11 protein-coding genes and 1 pseudogene are annotated in these 19,441 nt (G+C 67.7%); 6 read left to right on the top strand and 6 right to left on the bottom strand.

Annotation, left to right across the window (positions count from 1 at the left end):
• The first annotated feature begins 28 nt into the window (after nt 1–28).
• Nucleotides 29–7,453: a beta strand repeat-containing protein gene (locus tag M8A51_RS25570; RefSeq protein WP_251781449.1), complete on the top strand. Its 7,425-nt coding sequence runs from the start codon at nt 29–31 to the stop codon at nt 7,451–7,453.
• 70 nt (nt 7,454–7,523) lie between these two features.
• On the opposite strand, the gene M8A51_RS25565 is transcribed toward M8A51_RS25570, so the two are convergent.
• Both M8A51_RS25565 and M8A51_RS25560 read right to left on the bottom strand, forming a co-directional pair.
• A complete protein-coding gene (locus M8A51_RS25565) occupies nt 7,524–9,440 on the bottom strand; it encodes an EAL domain-containing protein (RefSeq protein WP_251781448.1) in 1,917 nt (638 codons plus the stop codon).
• A 40-nt stretch (nt 9,441–9,480) separates the two neighbouring features.
• Nucleotides 9,481–10,056 (bottom strand): transglutaminase-like cysteine peptidase, encoded by a 576-nt coding sequence (locus M8A51_RS25560; RefSeq protein ID WP_251781447.1) that lies wholly within the window; start codon nt 10,054–10,056, stop codon nt 9,481–9,483.
• A 441-nt stretch (nt 10,057–10,497) separates the two neighbouring features.
• Between M8A51_RS25560 and M8A51_RS25555 the strand changes: the two genes are divergently transcribed.
• The 5 genes and pseudogenes from M8A51_RS25555 (at nt 10,498) to M8A51_RS26720 (ending at nt 15,151) form a co-directional block, all read left to right on the top strand.
• Nucleotides 10,498–11,976, top strand: coding sequence for a TolC family outer membrane protein (locus tag M8A51_RS25555; RefSeq protein ID WP_251781446.1), 1,479 nt, complete (start codon nt 10,498–10,500; stop codon nt 11,974–11,976).
• A gap of 310 nt (nt 11,977–12,286) precedes the next feature.
• A complete protein-coding gene (locus tag M8A51_RS25550; RefSeq protein WP_251781445.1) occupies nt 12,287–13,495 on the top strand; it encodes an acyltransferase family protein in 1,209 nt (402 codons plus the stop codon).
• Between the two features lie 124 nt (nt 13,496–13,619).
• A pseudogene (locus M8A51_RS26660) lies at nt 13,620–14,536 on the top strand (CaiB/BaiF CoA transferase family protein).
• A complete protein-coding gene (locus tag M8A51_RS25535; protein WP_251781443.1) occupies nt 14,515–14,691 on the top strand; it encodes a hypothetical protein in 177 nt (58 codons plus the stop codon). The pseudogene M8A51_RS26660 and the gene M8A51_RS25535 overlap by 22 nt, the downstream one beginning before the upstream one ends.
• 52 nt (nt 14,692–14,743) lie before the next feature.
• On the top strand, nt 14,744–15,151 hold the full coding sequence (locus M8A51_RS26720) for a nitronate monooxygenase family protein (protein ID WP_407062265.1): 408 nt from the start codon (nt 14,744–14,746) through the stop codon (nt 15,149–15,151).
• 171 nt (nt 15,152–15,322) lie between these two features.
• Here the strand turns inward: M8A51_RS26720 and M8A51_RS25520 are convergent, their stop codons facing one another.
• The 4 genes from M8A51_RS25520 to M8A51_RS25505 form a co-directional block, all read right to left on the bottom strand.
• Complete coding sequence (locus tag M8A51_RS25520; RefSeq protein ID WP_251781442.1) at nt 15,323–15,808, bottom strand: hypothetical protein; 486 nt, start codon at nt 15,806–15,808, stop codon at nt 15,323–15,325.
• Between the two features lie 273 nt (nt 15,809–16,081).
• Nucleotides 16,082–16,843 carry a carbonic anhydrase gene (locus tag M8A51_RS25515; protein WP_251781441.1) on the bottom strand — a complete coding sequence of 254 codons (762 nt, stop codon included), beginning with the start codon at nt 16,841–16,843 and terminating at the stop codon, nt 16,082–16,084.
• A gap of 209 nt (nt 16,844–17,052) precedes the next feature.
• Entirely contained in the window at nt 17,053–18,246 is a 1,194-nt protein-coding gene (locus M8A51_RS25510) for an ABC transporter substrate-binding protein (protein WP_251781440.1), read from the bottom strand.
• Nucleotides 18,247–18,344: 98 nt separating this feature from the next.
• Nucleotides 18,345–19,361: a Bug family tripartite tricarboxylate transporter substrate binding protein gene (locus M8A51_RS25505; protein WP_251781439.1), complete on the bottom strand. Its 1,017-nt coding sequence runs from the start codon at nt 19,359–19,361 to the stop codon at nt 18,345–18,347.
• Between the last annotated feature and the right edge of the window lie 80 nt (nt 19,362–19,441).

The following is a 19,441-nucleotide window of genomic DNA, read 5'->3' as shown; positions in this document are numbered from 1 at the left end:
CGTCACCGGCGGCACCTACTCGGTCACCGTGCCGGTCGCGCTGGCCGAAGGCGGTTTCACCGTGGTCGCGTCTGCTGCCGACGCCGCTGGCAACACCGCCACAGCCAACGACGCCGGATCGCTGGACATCACCGCGCCGAGTCTCACCGTCGACGCCCCGGCACTGACCAACGATTCGACGCCGTCCATCACGGGTACGACGGACCTGCCCAACGGCACAACCGTCACGCTGACGATCACCGACTCTGCCGGAGCTACTCAGACGCTCACCGCCACCGTCACCGGCGGTGCCTACTCGGTCACCGTGCCGGTCGCGCTCGCCGAAGGCGGCTTCACCGTGGTCGCCTCTGCCGCCGACGCCGCTGGCAACACCGCCACCGCCAACGATGCCGGCTCGCTGGACGTCACCGCGCCGAGTCTCACCATCGATGCTCCGGCACTGACCAACGATTCGACGCCGACCATTACCGGCACCACCAACCTACCCAACGGCGCGACCGTCACCTTGACGGTTACTGACTCGGCTGGCGCCACTCAAACGCTCACGGCCACCGTCACTGGTGGTGCCTACTCGGTCACCGTGCCCGTCGCCCTGGCCGAGGGTGGCTTCACCGTCGTTGCTTCTGCCGCCGATGCGGCCGGCAACACCGCCACAGCCAACGACGCCGGATCGCTGGACATCACCGCACCGAGCTTGACGGTCGATGCCCCCGCGCTGACCAACGATTCCACACCGACCATCACTGGTACCACCGACCTGCCGGACAACTCGACCGTCACCATCACAGTCACTGATTCGGCCGGTGCCACCCAGACACTCACCGCCACCGTCACCGGCGGTGCCTACTCGGTCACCGTGCCGGTCGCGCTCGCCGAAGGCGGCTTCACCGTGGTCGCCTCTGCCGCCGACGCCGCTGGCAACACCGCCACAGCCAACGATGCCGGCTCGCTGGACGTCACCGCGCCGAGTCTCACCGTCGATGCTCCGGCACTGACCAACAATTCGACACCCACGATCACTGGCACCACCGACCTGCAGAATGGCGCAACCGTCACCTTGACGGTCACTGACTCGGCTGGTGCCACCCAGACGTTCACCGCCACCGTCGCCGGCGGTGCCTACTCGGTCACCGTGCCGGTCGCCCTGGCCGAGGGTGGCTTCACCGTCGTTGCTTCTGCCGCCGATGCGGCCGGCAACACCGCGACTGCCAACGACGCCGGATCGCTGGACATCACCGCACCGAGCTTGACGGTCGATGCTCCTGCGCTGACCAACGATTCGACGCCGACCATCACGGGTACGACGGACCTGCCCAATGGCGCGACCGTCACCTTGACGGTCACCGACTCTGCCGGAGCTACTCAGACGCTCACCGCCACCGTCACCGGCGGGGCCTACTCGGTCACCGTGCCAGTCGCCCTGGCTGAAGGCGGCTTCACCGTGGTCGCCTCTGCCGCCGACGCCGCTGGAAACACCGTCACGGCCAACGATGCTGGCTCCTTGGACGTCACTGCTCCGAGCCTGACCGTCGACGCCCCGGCACTGACCAACGATTCAACGCCCACGATCACCGGCACCACCGACCTGCCCAACGGCGCGACCGTCTCCTTGACGGTCACCGACTCGGCCGGTGCCACCCAGACGCTCACCGCCACCGTCGCCGGTGGTGCCTACTCGGTCGCCGTGCCGGTCGCTCTGGCTGAAGGTGGCTTCACCGTGGTCGCCTCTGCCGCCGACGCCGCTGGAAACACCGTCACGGCCAACGATGCTGGATCCCTCGACGTCACCGCTCCGAGCTTGACGGTCGACGCACCTGCACTGACCAACGATTCGACGCCGACCATCACGGGTACGACGGACCTGCCCAATGGCGCGACCGTCACCTTGACGGTCACCGACTCAGCCGGTGCCACTCAGACGCTCACCGCCACCGTCACCGGCGGCGCCTACTCGGTCACCGTGCCGGTCGCTCTGGCCGAAGGCGGCTTCACCGTGGTCGCCTCTGCCGCGGATGCCGTCGGCAACACCGCCACAGCCAACGACGCTGGCTCGCTGGACATCACTGCCCCGAGCTTGACGGTCGATGCTCCCGCACTGACCAACGATTCGACGCCCACCATCACGGGTACGACGGACCTGCCCAACGGCGCGACCGTCACGCTGACCGTCACCGACTCGGCTGGCGCCACTCAAACGCTCACGGCCACCGTCACCGGTGGTGCTTACTCGGTCGCCGTGCCGGCCGCGCTGGCCGAAGGCGGCTTCACCGTGGTCGCCTCTGCTGCCGACGCAGCCGGCAACACCGCCACCGCCAATGACGCCGGCTCGCTGGACATCACCGCACCGAGCTTGACGGTCGATGCACCTGCGCTGACCAACGATTCGACACCGACCATCACGGGTACGACGGACCTGCCCAACGGCGCGACCGTCACGCTGACCGTCACCGACTCGGCTGGCGCCACTCAAACGCTCACGGCCACCGTCACCGGTGGTGCTTACTCGGTCGCCGTGCCGGCCGCGCTGGCCGAAGGCGGCTTCACCGTGGTCGCCTCTGCTGCCGACGCAGCCGGCAACACCGCCACCGCCAATGACGCCGGCTCGCTGGACATCACCGCACCGAGCTTGACGGTCGATGCACCTGCGCTGACCAACGATTCGACACCGACCATCACCGGCACCACCAGCCTGCCGAATGGCGCGACCATCACGCTGACAGTCACCGACTCGGCCGGTGCCACTCAGACGCTCACTGCCACCGTCACCGGTGGCGCCTACTCGGTCACCGTTCCGGTCGCCCTGGCTGAAGGCGGATTCACCGTGGTCGCCTCTGCTACCGACGCAGCAGGCAATACGGCGACCGCCAACGACGCCGGCTCGCTGGACGTCACCGCTCCGAGCCTCACCGTCGATGCCCCCGCGCTGACCAACGACTCCACGCCGACCATCACCGGCACCACCAACCTGCCGAACAATTCGACCGTCACCTTGACGGTCACCGACTCGGCCGGTGCCACTCAGACGCTCACCGCCACCGTCACCGGTGGTGCCTACTCGGTCGCCGTGCCGGTCGCTCTGGCCGAGGGCGGATTCACCGTGGTCGCCTCTGCCGCGGATGCAGCGGGCAACACCGCCACCGCCAACGACGCCGGTTCCCTGGACGTCACAATCACCGCGTCCATCGCCCTGGACGCCAACATCACCAGCGACGACGTGATCGACGCTGTCGAAAGCAGCGGTACCGTCGCGATCACCGGCTCGGTAGGCGGTGATGTGCGTGCTGGCGATACGGTCACTCTGACCATCAACGGTGGCACTTACACCGGCAACGTCCAGGCCGGTGGCACATTCAGCGTCGACGTTCCCGGCTCGGCCCTCGCGGCAGACGCTGATCGCACCATCGTCGCCTCCGTCTCCACCACGGACGCTGCGGGCAACACGACAACCGCCACGGACACCGAGAGCTACACGGTCAACGCTGCACCGTCTGTGCTAGACCTCGACGGCTCCGCCGCAGGGACCGGCTACGCAACGACTTTCACCGAAAACGGTGCCGCCGTATCGATCGCCGACACCGACGCCACCCTCGTCGATACTGACTCCGCGACACTGACAGGCGCCACCATCACGCTGACCAACGCGCAGGCAGGCGATGTTCTTGCCGCCGGCTCGATGCCTCCGGGCATCACCGCCAGCGTCTCGGGCAACACGGTCACGCTGACGGGCTCCGCATCGCCGGCCGCCTACGCATCGGCCATCCGCGCCGTGACTTTCGCCAACACGAGCGAGAACCCGAGCACGACGGCGCGCACCATCGAGGTGGTTGTCAACGACGGCCACAACCCGTCCAACACGGCGACGACGACCATTTCAGTCGTGTCGGTCAACGATGCGCCCACTGCCGCGGCTGATACCGGTGCGGTGCTGGAGGACGCTACGCTGACGCGCGATGCCGCCTCCGGGGTGCTTGCGAACGACAGCGATAACGATGGGGGCACGCTCAGCGTCTCCGCGATCGCCTTTGGCGCAACTGCCGGCAGCATCGGCTCCGCACTGGCCGGCCAGTACGGCTCACTGACGCTGCAAGCCAACGGCTCGTACACCTACGTCGCCAACAACGCGAACGAGCTGGCAGCCGGCGTCACGGCAAATGACGTGTTCACGTACACCGCGTCCGACGGCCAGGGTGGTTTCACGACGCAGACCTTGACGATCACGATCACCGGTACCAACGACGGGCCCGTGGCAGTGAACGACTCGGCCACCACCCCCGAAGACACGCCGGTCGTGCTCCATGTTCGAGGCAACGACATCGATGTCGACGGCAACGCTCTGTCGATCACGCACATCGCCGGCACAGCGGTGTCTCCCGGCGAGACAGTCACGCTGGCGCAAGGCACCGTCACGCTCAATGCCAACGGCACGCTGACCTTCGCGCCGAACAGCAATTACGCCGGTCCGGCCAATTTCAGCTACACGGTCTCCGACGGCGTCGCCTCGTCGACGGGCAGCGTCTCGCTGACGGTCACGCCGGTCAACGATGCACCGGTCGCCGTGAACGACGGCCCGATCCAGCTGTCGGGTCTGCGCGGCGAATACTTCGCCTTCCACGAAGGTGTCGACGGCGGGTCGCTCAGCACCCTCACCCAAGTGCAGAACTTCATCGCCGCCCATCCGGCCGATGCGATCTTCGTCGCCAGTTCGTTGAACTACGGCACGGTCTCCGGCGACCTCGGCTCGAACAACACGCTGCAGTCCTTCCTGGGCAGCGATGCTGCATCGCTCAATGTCGATCCGCAGAACAGCAGCGACGCCATCATCCGCATCACAGGCACCGTGCAACTGGACGCCGGTACCTACAACTTCCGGGTGCGCTCGGACGACGGCTACTCGATCATGGTCGATGGGGTGGTCGTGGCGCAGGTGGCCAACAATCAGTCGCCGACGCAAACCGTGCACTCGTCCTTCATTGTAGACACCAGCGGCAGCCACACGATCCAGATCATCTACTGGGACCAGGGCGGCCAGGCGGTCTTCCAGCCTGAAATCCGCTCGGGCACCGGGCCCTACCAGTCGCTCGGTTCGACCCCGCTGTCGCATCAGGCCTACACCACGAGCGAGGACACCGCGCTCGTCATCTCGACCGGCAGCCTGCTCGCGAACGACACCGATCTGGACGGCGACGCCCTGTCGGTCCTTTCTGTACAGAACCCCGTCAACGGAACGGTGGCGCTGGTTGACGGCCAGGTCGTCTTCACGCCGACCGCCAACTATCACGGCCCGGCCTCGTTCACCTACACCATTTCCGACGGAAACGGCGGCACGAACACGGCCACGGTGAACCTCACCGTGGCCTCGGTGAACGACCGCCCCACCACCACCAACGTCAGCGCCAGCGGCAACGAGGACACACTGGTGATCGTCACCCTGGCCGGCAGCGACATCGACGGCACGGTGACGCAACACGTCATCGGCAACCTGCCCGCCAACGGCACGCTTTACCTCGACGCCGCCGGCACGCAACCGGTGGCCGCGGGCGACGTCGTGACCGGATCCACCGTGTACTTCCGGCCGAACAGCAACTGGAACGGCAGCACCTCCTTTCAGTACAGCGCGCGCGACAACGAAGGCGGCACCTCCGCAGCGGCGGGAACGGCGACGATCACGGTCGATGCCGTCAACGATGCACCGGTCGCGGGCAACGACGCCGTCGGCGGTTCGGAAGATGCCGTCATCACCATTCCGGTGTCGACGCTGCTGGCGAACGACACGGACATCGACAGCCCGACGCTCACCATCACCAGCGTCCAGGGAGCCGTCAACGGCACGGTGTCGCTGTCAGGCGGCAACGTGCTGTTCACGCCGAACGCCAACTACAGCGGCCCGGCGTCGTTCACCTACACGGTGTCCGATGGTGCGGCCGGCACCAGCACGGCGACCGTCAACATCAACGTGGCGGCCGCCGTGGACGCGCCGTTCCTCGCGGTCCCGTCGCAGCTGATCAGCATCGTGCCGGGTCCGGTGACCATCTCGACCACCGCCGAAATCAGCCAGGCGAACATCGAGAGCATCGCCGGCCTGGCGTCGGGCACCCTCGACGGGTTCAACCCCGCACCGAAGACCAGCGGCCCCGGCCAGACGAACGACCCGGGCAACGTGGACGTCCAGGACGGCAGCGTCAGCAACTACAGCTATTCGATGTCGGCCGGCCATTCGGTGCAGTTCAACTGGGCCTTCACGAACGCCGAGAACGACCGCAACGAGATCAACAACGGCTACAACGACCTGGTGGTGCTGACGATCACCGCACCGGACGGCAGCAAGCAGAATGTGCTGATCACGTCCTCGGAGCAAGCCGGTGTGGGCTTGAACAGCAATGGCGCCTACACCTTCAATGCGCCCTCCGCAGGCGACTACCAGTTCTCGTGGATGGTGCTCAACGGCGCCGACACCGGGAAGGACTCGACCCTGGCCATCAACAGCATCAACTACACGGTCGGGGCGACCAGTTATGGCACGCCCATCGATTTCCCGCTGCACGCCGGCCTGGCGGACACCGACGGGTCGGAAACGCTGTCGCTGATCACCGTGTCCGGCGTGCCGACCAACGCGATGTTCACGTCGGGTACCAATCTGGGCGGTGGCGTATGGACCTTCACGCCCGCACAAGCAGCCGACGTGGACTTCCTCCCCGCTTCGGGATACAGCGGCACGCTGAACCTGTCGGTCTCTGTCACCTCGACCGAAACCGGCACCGGAGCGACGTCGACGAGCACGCAGGCGGTGGCCGTCACCGTCGGGGCCACGACCAACAACATCCTCGGCGACCAAGGTGCGGGCACGCACAACGGCACCAGCGCGGCGGACTTCATCCAGGGTCTCGGCGGTAACGACACGATCAACGCCGGCAGCGGCAACGACCTGGTGCACGGCGGTGACGGCAACGACACCGTCAACGGTGGCGACGGCAACGACGTGCTGCACGGCAATGCCGGCAACGACACGATCAACGGCGGTGCCGGCCACGACCAACTGAACGGAGGTGGCGGTACCGACGTCCTCATCGGCGGCGCGGGCAACGACGTGCTGACGGGTGGATTCGGCGCCGACACGTTCCGTTGGCAACTGGCCGACCGGGGCACCACCGCCACGCCGGCGCATGACACCATCACCGATTTCGACAACAGTGCCGCCGGCGATGTGCTGGACCTGCGCGACTTGCTGGTCGGGGAAAGCACGGCGCAATTGTCGAACTACCTGCACTTCGACAAGGTGGGCGACAGCACGGTGGTGCAGATCAGCAGCACCGGCGGCTTCTCGGGCGGCACCTACAACCCCACCGCGGTCGATCAGCGCATCACGGTGGTCGGCGTCGATCTGGTGGGCTCGTTCTCCAACGACCAGCAGGTCATACAAGACCTGCTGAGCCGCGGCAAGCTGTTGAGCGACTGAGATCCTTGCGCCCGCAAGGGCTGCAGCGCGGGGCGTTCGGCCGGAAGGCGACGCCCCGCGTTCGTCTTTGCTACAGCGTAATGGCCGGGCCGGTCACGCCGTCGAGCCCGCAGTCCCACAAGACGGACGCATCGGCCGCGCTGGACACGCCCTCGGCGTACACCTGCATGCCCAGGGCATGAACCATCGCCACCGTGCCGCGCACGAAGTTGCGCACCGCAGCGTCTTCGGAAGCGCCCAGCACGAAGCGCGCGTCCAGCTTCACGTAGTCGAGGCCGATCTCGTACAGCCGATCGATGCGCGACAGCTGCTCGCCGGCATGTTCGAGCCCGAAGCGGGCGCCGGTGGCTTTGACCTGCTGGCACAGTTCGCGCACCAGGCCATAGTGCCGCACGGCGGCGAGCTCCGGCACTTCGATCCACAGCTGCCCTGCATGGGCCAGCCCTGCCTGCAGCCTTTCGCGCAGCTGGCCGCCAAAGCGCGCGTCCTGCACCGAGCTGACCGACAGGTTCACGCCCAGCGGCCGGCCGTCGTGCGCGATCTCGCGCAACGCCAGCGACACCACCGCGAGGTCAACCGCCCCGACCGTCTGCGTGCGCACCGCCAGCGGCAGCCACTGAGCCGCCGATTCGAATGCGCCGCCCGGCTCCAGCTGCAAGCGCAGCGGACATTCGAAGTGGATCAACGCACCGTCGCGGTCGAGCAGCGGGTAGCGACCCAGGCGCACGCGGTCCTCGGCCAGCGCGCCCTCGATGCGGCGCTTCCATGCCTCCTGACCGCCTGCCGCGGCCTCTCCGGGGGCCGCGCCCTGCACCACGCAGCTGAACAGCCCCTGCGCTTCCGCGCGTGCAAGCGCCCCGTCCGCATGCGACAGCACTTGCGACAGCGCGTCGCCCCTGCGGTACGCGACGGCTCCGACCACCACCCCTTGGGCCGGCCCGAACGGTGTGCAGGCTGCGCGCAGGGCTGCGAGCAACCCTTCCATCTGGGCGCCCGGATCGTCTTCGTCCGAACCGCCGGCCGGCAGGCACAAAGCGAAGTCCGACCCGTTCAGGCGGCCGACCCAGGCGCCGGGCGCACGGGCCGCCTGCGCCAGCAAGGTGTCGGCGACGCGCTGGATCATGCGGTCGGTCTCGCGGCGGCCGAGCTCGGCATTGACACGCGCCAACTCGAACAGGCGCGCCATCACCAGCGTGCCGCTCGGCGGCGCGTCCTCGCGCTCCAGCTCGAGGCCGAGCTGCGTGAGGAAATGCTTGCGGTGCGACACACCGGTCGACGGGTCGCAGTTCGCCTCGCGGCGCAGGTTGTCCACCTGGGTGGCCTGCTCGTCGAACACGCCCTGGAGCCGCTGCACCATGCCGTTCATCGCCCGCGTCAGCCGCTGAAGCTCGGGCACGCGCGGCTCGTCGACGATGACGAACTCGCGGTTGACCAGTGCCTGTGCCTGGCGCACCGTGGAATTGAGCGGCCGGCGGATGCCCTGCACCACGAAGTTGCCGAGCACACCGGCGACGAGGCCCACCACGGCCAGCCAGGCTGCCGCCTGCAGGCAGCCGCGCCACAGGTCCCGATAGGCGTACGAGACCTGGCTCACCACCTCCACCGAGCCCAGCGCGCGCCAGCCGTCGCTGACCTGTGCCACGCCGGGCACGGACTCGATCGGCACGAGGCGCACGAACCACCGCGGCGCCTGCACCTCGACCCGGCCGGCGACGCGCTCGATCGTCGTGCCGTCGGTGCCACGGAAGCGGATGCTCCGGTAGAAGCCGGTGTCGTACTGCGCCGCCAGCAGCAGCTCCATCAGCTCGCTGTCGCCCTTCTGCTGCGACAGCGACAGCGCCAGCGCCGCGGCGTTGTCGCTGTTTTTCACCTGCAATTGGGTTTCGAGGTACTCGCGGGCGGAAGCCACCGTGACGGTGAAGCTGCCGACGAAGGCGATCAGCACCGTGGTCAGCACCACCAGCCACATCTGCCGGATCAATGACATGAGCAGCCCTCCGCCGAGTTGCATGAGACCGATCGATATGTCATGGCACGAACCCCTCCTCGCGAGCCTTGGCGAGCACTTCGCGCCAGCGCGACAGGCGCGCCAGCGGGTCTCCCGCCGACGATGCGCCCACGCCCTGCCACAGGCCCTCGGTGTTGAAACTGAATACCGGCGTCAGGTCCGGCCGCCGCGACGCGGGCCGGATGTCGCCGATGAGGTTGTCGAGAATCAGCGGCTCCGCCTGCGGTGCCGGATAGTAGGCCAGCACCATGTGCGCCTGGCTCACACCGCCCGGGCCGCCGATCACCGCACGCACATAGACCAGCCGCATGCGCTCGGACGGCAGCCCCAGCGCCAGCAGGCTGAAGTACTTGGCCATCGCGAAGTCCTCGCAATCCCCCTGCCGCTGCTGCAGGAACTCCATCGGGCTGGCCCAGTAGTCGGGCTGGCCCCAGACGGCCTTGTCGTCGTGAAAGGCCATGCGCCGGTTGAAGAACGCGTTGATGCCTGCGAGCCGGGCCGTTTCGTCGCTGCCGGCCAGTTCCGCCAGGGCCCCTTGCAGCGCGCGAGCTTCGGCCGCGGCCTGCGCTCCGGCGCGCTGTGCGGCGCGGGACATCCGGTCTGCGTCGTATGCAGTAGCGACCCATGCGAGCACCAGGCCTGTCACCGCCACGCACACGTGCCGAAGCATCACGGCCGCACGGCCGTGCAAGGCCCACCAGATCGAGGACGGGTGGTCCGTCCGGGTCGCTGCGGTGCATCGCATGAAGGACAGCACACTAGCGCAAAGCGCGTGCGACTAACGCTGGAACAATACGCAAAGCCGCGAGCAATTCACGCGCATGCCATCGACGCGTCGTCCTATGCTCGCGGCATCGTTCGATGCGTGGGCGCGTGCGGCACTCGCGCCCGTGCAGCACCCGAGCAAGAAAGCGGTAGAAGCGTGAGAAATTGCGCGCCGCCCCCTCAACTGCGGGGGCCGCCGTGAAGTTTACTTCTAGATACACTCGCGCGAACTTTAGCGGGCAACCGCCCCCACGACCAGGAAAGAACCCGGATGACCTTCAGAACCTCGCTCACCACGGTCGCCCTGCTGCTTTCGTGCGTGTACGCCAGCGCTCAATCTCCGGACGCGCTGCAGGCCGTGGCCCGCAAGGCGATCGAGACCCATCCGGACATCGGCGCTCGGCTGAACGGCTATCGCGCATCGGTGAACGAAGTCGACGTCGGCCGCGCCGGCTACTACCCGCGCCTGGACCTGAGCGCCAGTGCCGGCCGCGATCGCGACCGCATTGGCTCGCGCGATCCCCAGTCTTCGAGCATCGACCGCACCGGCGCCAGTCTCAGCCTGACGCAGATGCTGTGGGACGGCCTGGCCACCCACGGCGAGGTGCGCCGCCTCGGACACGCCAAGCTCACGCGCTACTTCGAGTTCGTCGACACCGCCGAGCAGGTCGCACTGGAAGCCGTGCAGGCCCATTACGACGTGTTGCGCTATCGCCGGCTGGTCGCCCTCGCCGAAGACAACTACGTCCAGCACAAGGCCTCGCACGACCAGATCCTGTCGCGCTTTCGCGCCGGCGTGAGCCGTGGCGTGGACCTGGAGCAAGCGGCAGCCCGCCTGGCACTGGCCGAGTCCAATCTCAGCACCGAAGTTGCCAACCTGCACGATGTGTCGGCGCGCTACCAGCGCATCGTCGGCGAACTGCCGCCGGCCCGCATCGACGCCCCGGCGGCGCTGAAACAAGGCCTGCCGTCCGGGACCGAGCAGGCACTGCAGACGGCCGTCGCACGCAACGGCGCTGTCGCCGCTGCTGTCGAGAACCTGCGCTCGGTGCGCGCACAGGCCGACACGCGCCAGGCCGCTTTCCAGCCGCGCATCGAGCTGCGGGCCCGCTCGGGTGTCGGCCACAACTATGACAGCGTGCGCGATCAGCGTCGCGACACGACGGCCGAAGTTGTCGTGAGCTGGAACCTCTTCAATGGCGGCGCGGACCACGCCAGCGTGCGCCAGTTCGCCGACCTGGTGAACCAGGCCGCCGACCAGCGCGACCGTGTCTGCCGCGACATACGCCAGACCGCCGTGATCGCCTACAACGACACGCTCAAGCTGGTCGACCAGTTGCGCTTCCTCGACGCCAACCAGCTGGCGATCGAGAAGGCGCGCGACGCCTATCGCAAGCAGTTCGACATCGGCCAGCGCAGCCTGCTGGACCTGCTGAACTCCGAGAACGAGCTGTACACCGCGCGGCGCGCCTACGCCAATGCGGAAGTCGACCTCGACATGGCGTATGCCCGCGTGCATGCCGCCACCGGCAACCTGCTGGTGGCCCTGGGCCTCAGCCGGCCGGGCACCGGCCCGCAAGAGGCCGAGGGCTGGTCTGCCGGCGAGGACGCCGCCGCCCGATGCCCTGCAGCAGGTCCCGAGGTGGCGCTCACCCCGCGCGCCGAACTCGACGAGCGCGCGCGCCGGCTGTCGAATTCCCAGCCGGAACCGGCCCGCACGCTGCCCGCCCCGGCCCCCGCGCCTCGCTGAAGCCGCCGCTGATCTCGGAGCCCGCGTCTCAACGCGCCCGGCGCCTGTTGCAACTGCAACCTTTCGTGCCGGCCCCGGCGGCCGGCACGCGCGTCTGTGCCGCTCGCTGCAAGGCTTGAAGCACGAGCGTCCTGTATTGCATTTCGCAAAACGACTCATCTGGTAACGCTGCAACGACGTGTTCGGGCACGCCGCTTGATACGGTGATCCGCAGGCTCCCCGGAACGCGGTCTCATTCCCTACTCACGCGCCCGGGACGCCTCGCCTTGTGCCGATGAGCACCCGGCGGATGCTGTTCAGGGAGTTCCGCATGAGTCGTCTGGAAGCGGGCGCGGCGACACAGGGTCGCCTTCATTGGATGGATGGGGCGCGTGCGTCCCTGATGCTGCTGGGCATCCCCTTCCACGCCGCCATGGTGTATTCGTCACAGGGCTGGGAAATCAGCTCGCCCGAGTCGTCCGAACTGCTGACCGCACTGGCACAGGCGTCCAGTGCTTTTCGCATGCCGGCGTTTTTTCTTGTCGCCGGCTTCTTCGCCGCGATGATGCTGGCGAAGCGCCCGCGCGGGGCCTTCCTGCGCTCGCGCGTCGTGCGTCTGGGCCTGCCGCTGGTCACCTGCCTGTTGCTGCTGTCGCCCCTGCAAGTGGGCCTGCTCGAACTGGCCAGCGGCATGAATGGTGTCAACGGGCCGCTCGCGCAAAGCTTCTTCGACGCAGAGGGACACCTGCGCGGCGACGCAGCCCGCATCTGGATCGCGCACCTGTGGTTCCTGATCGATCTGCTGGCCTACACCGCCTTGCTGTGCGCCGTGATGACGCCCGCCATCACGGCACGGCTGCAACGTCTGGGCGGATGGCTGCACGCCTTGCCGCTGAGTGCCGTCGCAGGGCTGCTGCTGCTGCACGCCGGCTTTTCGCTGCTGCTCGGCGCCTACGACAACCTGGCCGGACGCCCGTTGCCGGGGCTGCCTTATGGCGTCATATCCACCGGCAAATGGCTGTTCAACCTGCCGTTCTTCATGGCCGGCGTCCTGTGCTTCCACGAGCGCCGACTGTTGCATGCCGCCATCTCGTGGCGGCGTGGCAGCCTGCTGCTGGCTGCGGCGCTGCTGGTGCTGTTCGCGCTGTGGCCGTCGGACGGCGAGCCGTGGCAGAAGGCTTTGCGCCTGTGCCTGTGGCCGCTGGCGTCGTGGGCCGGCCTGCACCTCGTGCTCGGCGCCTGTGCCCGCTGGCTCGACCACCCCTCAGCGTGGGTCCGCCACTTTGTCGACAGCGCCTATTCGATCTACCTGTTTCACCTGATGTTCGTCTTCGCCGGCGGCTTGGCGCTGGCTCTGGTGCGACTGCCTTTGCTGCTCGAATTCCTGTTGCTGGCAGGTTCGGCGCTGGGCGGAGCATGGGCAGTGCACCTGGCGCTTCGGCGCAACGCCGTCTATCGCTTGCTGTTCAACGGCGAACCGCCGGCAGACACGCCCAAGCGGGCCCTGGCAACGACCACCGTGGAGCGCGCCGCCGAGTAGCGTCGGAAAAGCTCTTGCGCGCCACCCGCGTTGATCGTTCCTGCCAATCCGATTCACGCAAAGCGCCATGTCGCGGCATGCCGGCGGCCCCTAGGCTGGCCCGCGTCCCCACCCGCCTTGCGCCATGCCGACTGCCCCTTCGCCTGCCGTGTCGCGTCCGCCTCTGTCCGGCGTGCGCGTGCTCGACCTCACCCGCTTGCTGCCCGGCCCGGTGTGCACGCTGCACCTCGCCGACCTGGGCACCGATGTCGTCAAGATCGAGGACACCGGCGCCGGCGACTATGCCGCCCCCGCGCTGCGCGGCCTGGTTCACCGCAACAAACGTGCATTGCGGCTGGACCTCAAGCAGCCGGAAGGCGTGGCCGTCCTGCATGCGCTGCCCCGCGACGCCGATGTGCTGGTCGAGAGCTTCCGCCCCGGCGTGACCAACCGGCTGGGCGTGGGCTACGACACCCTGTCGCGTCTCAACCCCCGGCTGGTCTACTGCAGCATCACCGGCTACGGCCAGCACGGCCCCTACCGCGACGAGCCGGGGCACGACCTCACTACTGCGCCCTGGCCGGCGTCAGTGACCAGATCGGCCGCGGTGGCGAAGCTCCTGCGCTGTCCAACGTACCGGTCGCCGACCTGCTGGGCGGTTCGCTGACGTCGGCGATGGGCCTGCTGGCCGCGCTGTTCGATGCACAGCGCACCGGCTGCGGCCGCCACGTCGACATCGCGATGGCAGACGCCATGCTGGCGCATGCCGTGGTCCCGATGTTGACGCTGGCGGTGCACGGCCAGACCCGTCCGGCCGGCGCCGACAGGCTTTCCGGCGCCTTGCCCTGCTACTCGGTGTACCGCACCGGTGACGGCCGCCACCTGGCCGTCGGGGCGCTCGAACGGAAGTTCTGGGACCGCTTCTGCGACGTTATCGGTCGAGAGGATCTGAAACCGCTGCATCTGCCGAAAGATGCCGCCACCGCCGACAGCGTGCGCTCGGACCTGGCCGAACTGATCGGCTCGCGCACCTTGGCCGAGTGGCATCCCCCGTGGCGGTGAGCCTGATCAAGCGCGCCGTGGCCGGCGCCGACCTGGCCACCCAACTCGAGTTCGAAGCCAACGCGCAGGCCTTGGCGATGGGCACGCAGGCGCACAAGGGCGCCGTGCAGGATTTCCTCGACAAGCGCCCCGCGAGATTCCAGTGGCCAGGCTGAGCCTGCGCCGACACGAACTCTTCCTTCCTCTTCAGACAACACAGGAGTCCTCATGAGTGCAAGCCCCATGCTCGAAGGCAAGGTGATGATCGCCACCGGTGCCGGTGGCGGCATCGGCCGCGACATCGCGTTGGCGATGGCCCGCGCCGGTGCGCGCGTGGTTGTCAACGACATCGGCGCGTCGGTGGCGGGCGAAGGCTACTCCAACTTGTTCACCGGCGTGCACGGCAACTACCTCAAGCCCTCCATCCGCGCGGCCGGGCTGGACCCGGACCAGCTGCCCGCCAGCGACCCGAGCGCGATGAACTTCGGCAGCACGCGCAAGCCGTGGAAGGACATCTGGCGCTGTGGGCAGGGCATCGGCGCGATGCGCACCGTGGAGCCGGTGGCGCGGCGCGTCGACCACCTGGCAAGGGCGTACCGCAACGCACGCAACGCGCTGCTTGCCAACGCAAGCTGAGTCGATCGACCCTCGGTACACGTCGAGGGCGTTCCCCAAGGCGAAGCGCAAGAAGCGAAGAGATGCGCCTCGGGCCTGTTCACACGACGGAGGGCTGATGCGTTGTTGTCCCAAAGGCCGTGAGCAAGGCACAAGACGAAGCCGGACAGTCCTCCGTCGTGTGAACAGGCCCTAAACGACCCTCTCGACGCCGAACTGGCCACCCGACAGCTCGACGACCTGATCGAAATACCCGTTGATCACCTTCGGGTCGATCTTCGAGACGACCTTGGTGCAGGTCATCAGGTAGACCTTCTCTGCCTTGTGCTGCGTGAGCCAGTCGAGTTCCTGCTTCAGCGTGCCGACCCAGCCGGTGCCGTACTTCTTGATCGCGAAAGCGCCTCCCGACCCGACCTTGAAGATGCCGGAGGCAAAGTCGTCCGCGTAGCGCAGCGTCAGGCTGGGGTAGCAGCGCCCCTCCTGCATTTCGGTCCAGATCTCGGAGGCGTCGACCTTGTTGCCTGCCAGCAGGTCGTCGAAGATCTTCTGCGACTTCTCGATCCGGAACGTGCCGGCGTGGTTCTTGAAGACCACCAGCGTCTTGATGCCCGTGAGCGCATGAGACAGCGGAAAGTCGTACTCGTACGTGCCGTGGCACGAAATGATGTAGTCGGCCATGTCAGTCTCCTTGAGTATCTGCCTGCCTCTCGGCTGCAGGCCCTCGTGAGCTGAGGAGGCAGTGCGGTTGATGGTATCCAGCAGGCAACCGCTGCGGATGCCGCCCCCTGCAAATGAGTGCTGAGAGAAATGGCAGGTGAGCGACACACCGTGAAGACACGATGCCCCTGTCGCCACTCGGTGGCGACGCGGTCCACGCAGGCTCCCCGAGCCGCCCCCAACCGGGCCGACATTCGAAGGGCCGTGCGTTGCGCGGCCCTTCGATTTTTCAGCTCAGTGCGACGAAACCCGCACCACGCGATCGTTCAACGGCTGCACCGGCCGGGCGTTGGCCGTATAGAGGCGGCGGAAGGCCTTGATGGCAGCCGGGGACACCGTCACCGGCTCCGCCAAAACCATCCAGTGCACCCCTTCCGAACAGGGCGGCGTGGTCAGCGACCCCTGGAAGTCGTAGTAGCGTCGCGTGGCAGGCAGCATCGCGGCCAGGTCCAGTTCCAGCCCTTCCACGGTGATCGTTTCCTTCGGGTGCGGCGGCAGGTGCGACAACACCGCCTCGAACGCCGGGTTGGCCTTGCCGGGCTGGATCAGGGCCGCCACCACGCCGAGCGAGCCGTCTGCCGCCCGGTGCACGAAATGGGCGACCATCGCACGACGCTTGCCGCCTATGCTTTCTTCGCTGGGCGTGTGGAAGTGGAACTGCAGCAACTCGTAGCGCTGCTCGCCCACCTGCAGGAACTGCCCGGCCGGCACGTTGACCTGGATGGTGTGGCCGTTGTTCACGATAGACGGCGCGATGCGCCCGTAGCTGAAGGTCAGCGGCGGCAGTTCGGCCTGCTGCGCCTTGCGGATGTCGATCGGCGACTGCTGGTGCCCCAGCGCGCAGGCCTCGTTGGCGGCATCGAGTTGGGCCCAATGGGCGACGCCGTGCGCACCCGTATACGACCAGTGCGGGTGGGCCTCATTGGCGGCCGTCGCATGCATGGCGAGGGAGGCAAGCGCCATCACGACCGGCGCGAGAAAACGTGAATGCTTCATACGAACAACCTCGGGATTGCTATGTTGATTTTTGGAGTTGCCGAGCCCGGCCGACCTGTGGAAAGCACGAACCCGGCGACGGGATGGAGGCTGTCTGCATCAAAAAGTTCAACGCGCGCCCTTATTACCGGCGATCACGGCGATGTCGCAGCGGCAGCCGCCAGGACCGGTGGTGACGGTGTGCCGCGACCGAACGGCGCGCTGACAACTCAATCGGTGATGCGTTCCTTGTCGGAGACCATCACGATGTTGGTGTAGCGACTGCCAGCACGACGGCCCGCACCGAACTGCACCCGGAAGTGATCGGGCCCTTCCAGGGTGACCGATTCCATGGCCCTGACAAAGCCGGCACGATCCAGTTCGCGCCCGGCGCGCTGCAGCGCCAGCACGACGACACGCCCGGCGATGTAGCCCTCGAATTCCGCGAAGTCGGGCCGCGCCTGCGCATCGCGCTGCTTCAGCAGCGCACGGTACCCGGACACCAGCGGATGAGCGCCACGCGACGGGTTGGGCACCACCTGCGTGATGATCACGCCACGGGCTGCCTGGCCCAACATCTGCTGCAGCAAGCCGACGTCGACGATGTTGCGGGCCATGAACTGGGCCGGCGGGCATTTGCCGGCCGCCATGCCCTGCACGACGGCCGCCGCGTCACGGCCCGAGACGCCCAGGATGACCAGCTTCGGGCAGTGCTCGAGCAGTGGCTGCACAGCGCCGCGGGCCGCCGTGAGGTAGTCCGGTGCGTTCACCGGCATCCCACCGCTGACCACGAGACGGCGTCCGACGCGCCTGAGCCGCTCGTCGACGTCGCCACGCAGTTGCAGGCCCAACGAGGTCGTGTAGTGCACCATCGCCACCCTGTCGTAGCCGATGGTGTCGACATGGCGGATGATGGCCGCCAACTCGTCGGCAAAGCTTGCCCGCATCGCGAACACCATCGGCTGGCTGCCGTCATAGAGTTCCGGCGTGCCGGTGTACGCCCCCACCAGCGGCACCCCGGACGCCTGCAACATCGGCAGCGCTGCACGCACCGGATTGGTGAAGGTGTAGCCGACCAGCGCAAAGACACGCCTGTCGTCGATCAGCGTACGGGTGTTGGCCAGCGCCTTGGCAGGCTCGTTCTGATCGTCCAGTGTGAGCAGTTCGATGCGCCGGCCATGCACGCCACCGGCGCGGTTGGCGGCATCGAAGGCCAGCATCAGGCCGTCGCGGTACTGGCGCCCCGAAAAGGTGCCGGCGCTGCCGCTCAGCTTGGCAGACTGACCGAACAGCACGCGGTCTGCCGTGACGCCGGGCACCGCTGCCCGCGCAGGCTGTGCCTGTGCGTCCCACGCCAGCCACCCCACGACAGCCAGCAGCAGTGCGCCGGCATGTCGCCCGAAAAATCCCGTCCTGTGACTCATGAGCGGCTCTCCTTTCGCGTGCGCACGGAGTGATGGATCCGTGGCGCTCGCAGGGGCGCGTCTCGATACTTCGTCGCGCCGCGCCCTGTCTCCCTGGTTCACCCCGTCCCTGATGCGTGGATGGAGTCGTTCGCCCGCTCTGCCCGTTCCGGCCTCATGCGGGTCGTGCGCACCATCACCTCGTATTGATCGAGCCACCGGCCGACCTGCGCACGGAACTGCTCCGGCGTACCGGACGACACGGTGGCCGCCACCCTTTCCGCCTGCTGCCGGAAACCCGGCGCCCTCACCGCCTGGTGCGTCGCGTCGCACAGGCGCTGCACCACGTCGCGCGGCAGCCCCGCCGGGCCGACCAGGCCGAACCACAGCGGCTGGCTCACGGGCTCGTAGCCCAGTTCCTTGAAGGTCGGAGCCTCGGGGAGCTGCGACAGCCGCTGAAGGTCGCGTACGGCCAGCACCCGCAGCCTGCCGCTCTGGATGTGCGGCATCAGCAAGGGAAGGTTCTCGCTGGCCGCGTCGATCTGCCCGCCCAGCAGCTCGGTCTGCAGGGGGCCACCGCCGCGGTAAGGCACATGGTTGAACTTCGCGCCCGCCAGATGCGAGAAATGCTCTAGCAGCACGTGGCCGGCGGAGCCGACGCCGGGACTCGCAAAACTGACGCCCCCCGGTCGCGCCCTGGCCGCCTTGACCAGGTCGTCCAGCGTCTTGAGCGGAGAACTCGCCAGTACCACGGTAGCGCTCGGCACGGTGACGAGGGTGCTGATCAACGTGAAGTCGGCCAGCGGGTCGTAGTGTTGCATCCGGTTCAGCACCGGGTTCGACACCAGCGTGCTAACGGACGCCATGCCGAGCACGTAGCCGTCGGGGGCTGCCCGCACCACCGTCTCGGCTCCCACCGAGCCCCCACCGCCGGCCTTGTTCTCCACCACGACCGGCTGGCCCCACAGCTTGCCCATCTCGGTGGCCAGCACCCGCGAGAAGTAGTCGGTGCTGCTGCCTGCCGTGAACGGATCCACCAGGGTCACCGGGCGTTCCGGATAGCGTGCACGGGCCGCCAGTCGGCCGGTCAGCGCCGCCGGGGCTGCAAACAACAGTTGGCGGCGATTGAGCGACATGGTGTGGAAAAAGGGGCAGGACGCTCCGTTTCACCCTGCCAGGTGGCTCCAGCCACGCCGGGAACGTCCTGCAAGCTGGC

Source organism: Caldimonas mangrovi (assembly GCF_023721835.1).
Taxonomy (GTDB): Bacteria; Pseudomonadota; Gammaproteobacteria; order Burkholderiales; family Burkholderiaceae_C; genus Caldimonas; species Caldimonas mangrovi.
This window is presented reverse-complemented; position numbering and strand designations above follow the sequence as displayed.

Coding starts and splice junctions, on each gene's coding strand:
- M8A51_RS25565 (WP_251781448.1), bottom strand. CDS start 9,440: ATGTCATTGATCCGGCAGATGTGGCTGGTGGTGCTGACCACGGTGCTG.
- M8A51_RS25560 (WP_251781447.1), bottom strand. CDS start 10,056: ATGTCCCGCGCCGCACAGCGCGCCGGAGCGCAGGCCGCGGCCGAAGCT.
- M8A51_RS25555 (WP_251781446.1), top strand. CDS start 10,498: ATGACCTTCAGAACCTCGCTCACCACGGTCGCCCTGCTGCTTTCGTGC.
- M8A51_RS25550 (WP_251781445.1), top strand. CDS start 12,287: ATGAGTCGTCTGGAAGCGGGCGCGGCGACACAGGGTCGCCTTCATTGG.
- M8A51_RS26720 (WP_407062265.1), top strand. CDS start 14,744: ATGAGTGCAAGCCCCATGCTCGAAGGCAAGGTGATGATCGCCACCGGT.
- M8A51_RS25520 (WP_251781442.1), bottom strand. CDS start 15,808: ATGGCCGACTACATCATTTCGTGCCACGGCACGTACGAGTACGACTTT.
- M8A51_RS25515 (WP_251781441.1), bottom strand. CDS start 16,843: ATGAAGCATTCACGTTTTCTCGCGCCGGTCGTGATGGCGCTTGCCTCC.
- M8A51_RS25510 (WP_251781440.1), bottom strand. CDS start 18,246: ATGAGTCACAGGACGGGATTTTTCGGGCGACATGCCGGCGCACTGCTG.
- M8A51_RS25505 (WP_251781439.1), bottom strand. CDS start 19,361: ATGTCGCTCAATCGCCGCCAACTGTTGTTTGCAGCCCCGGCGGCGCTG.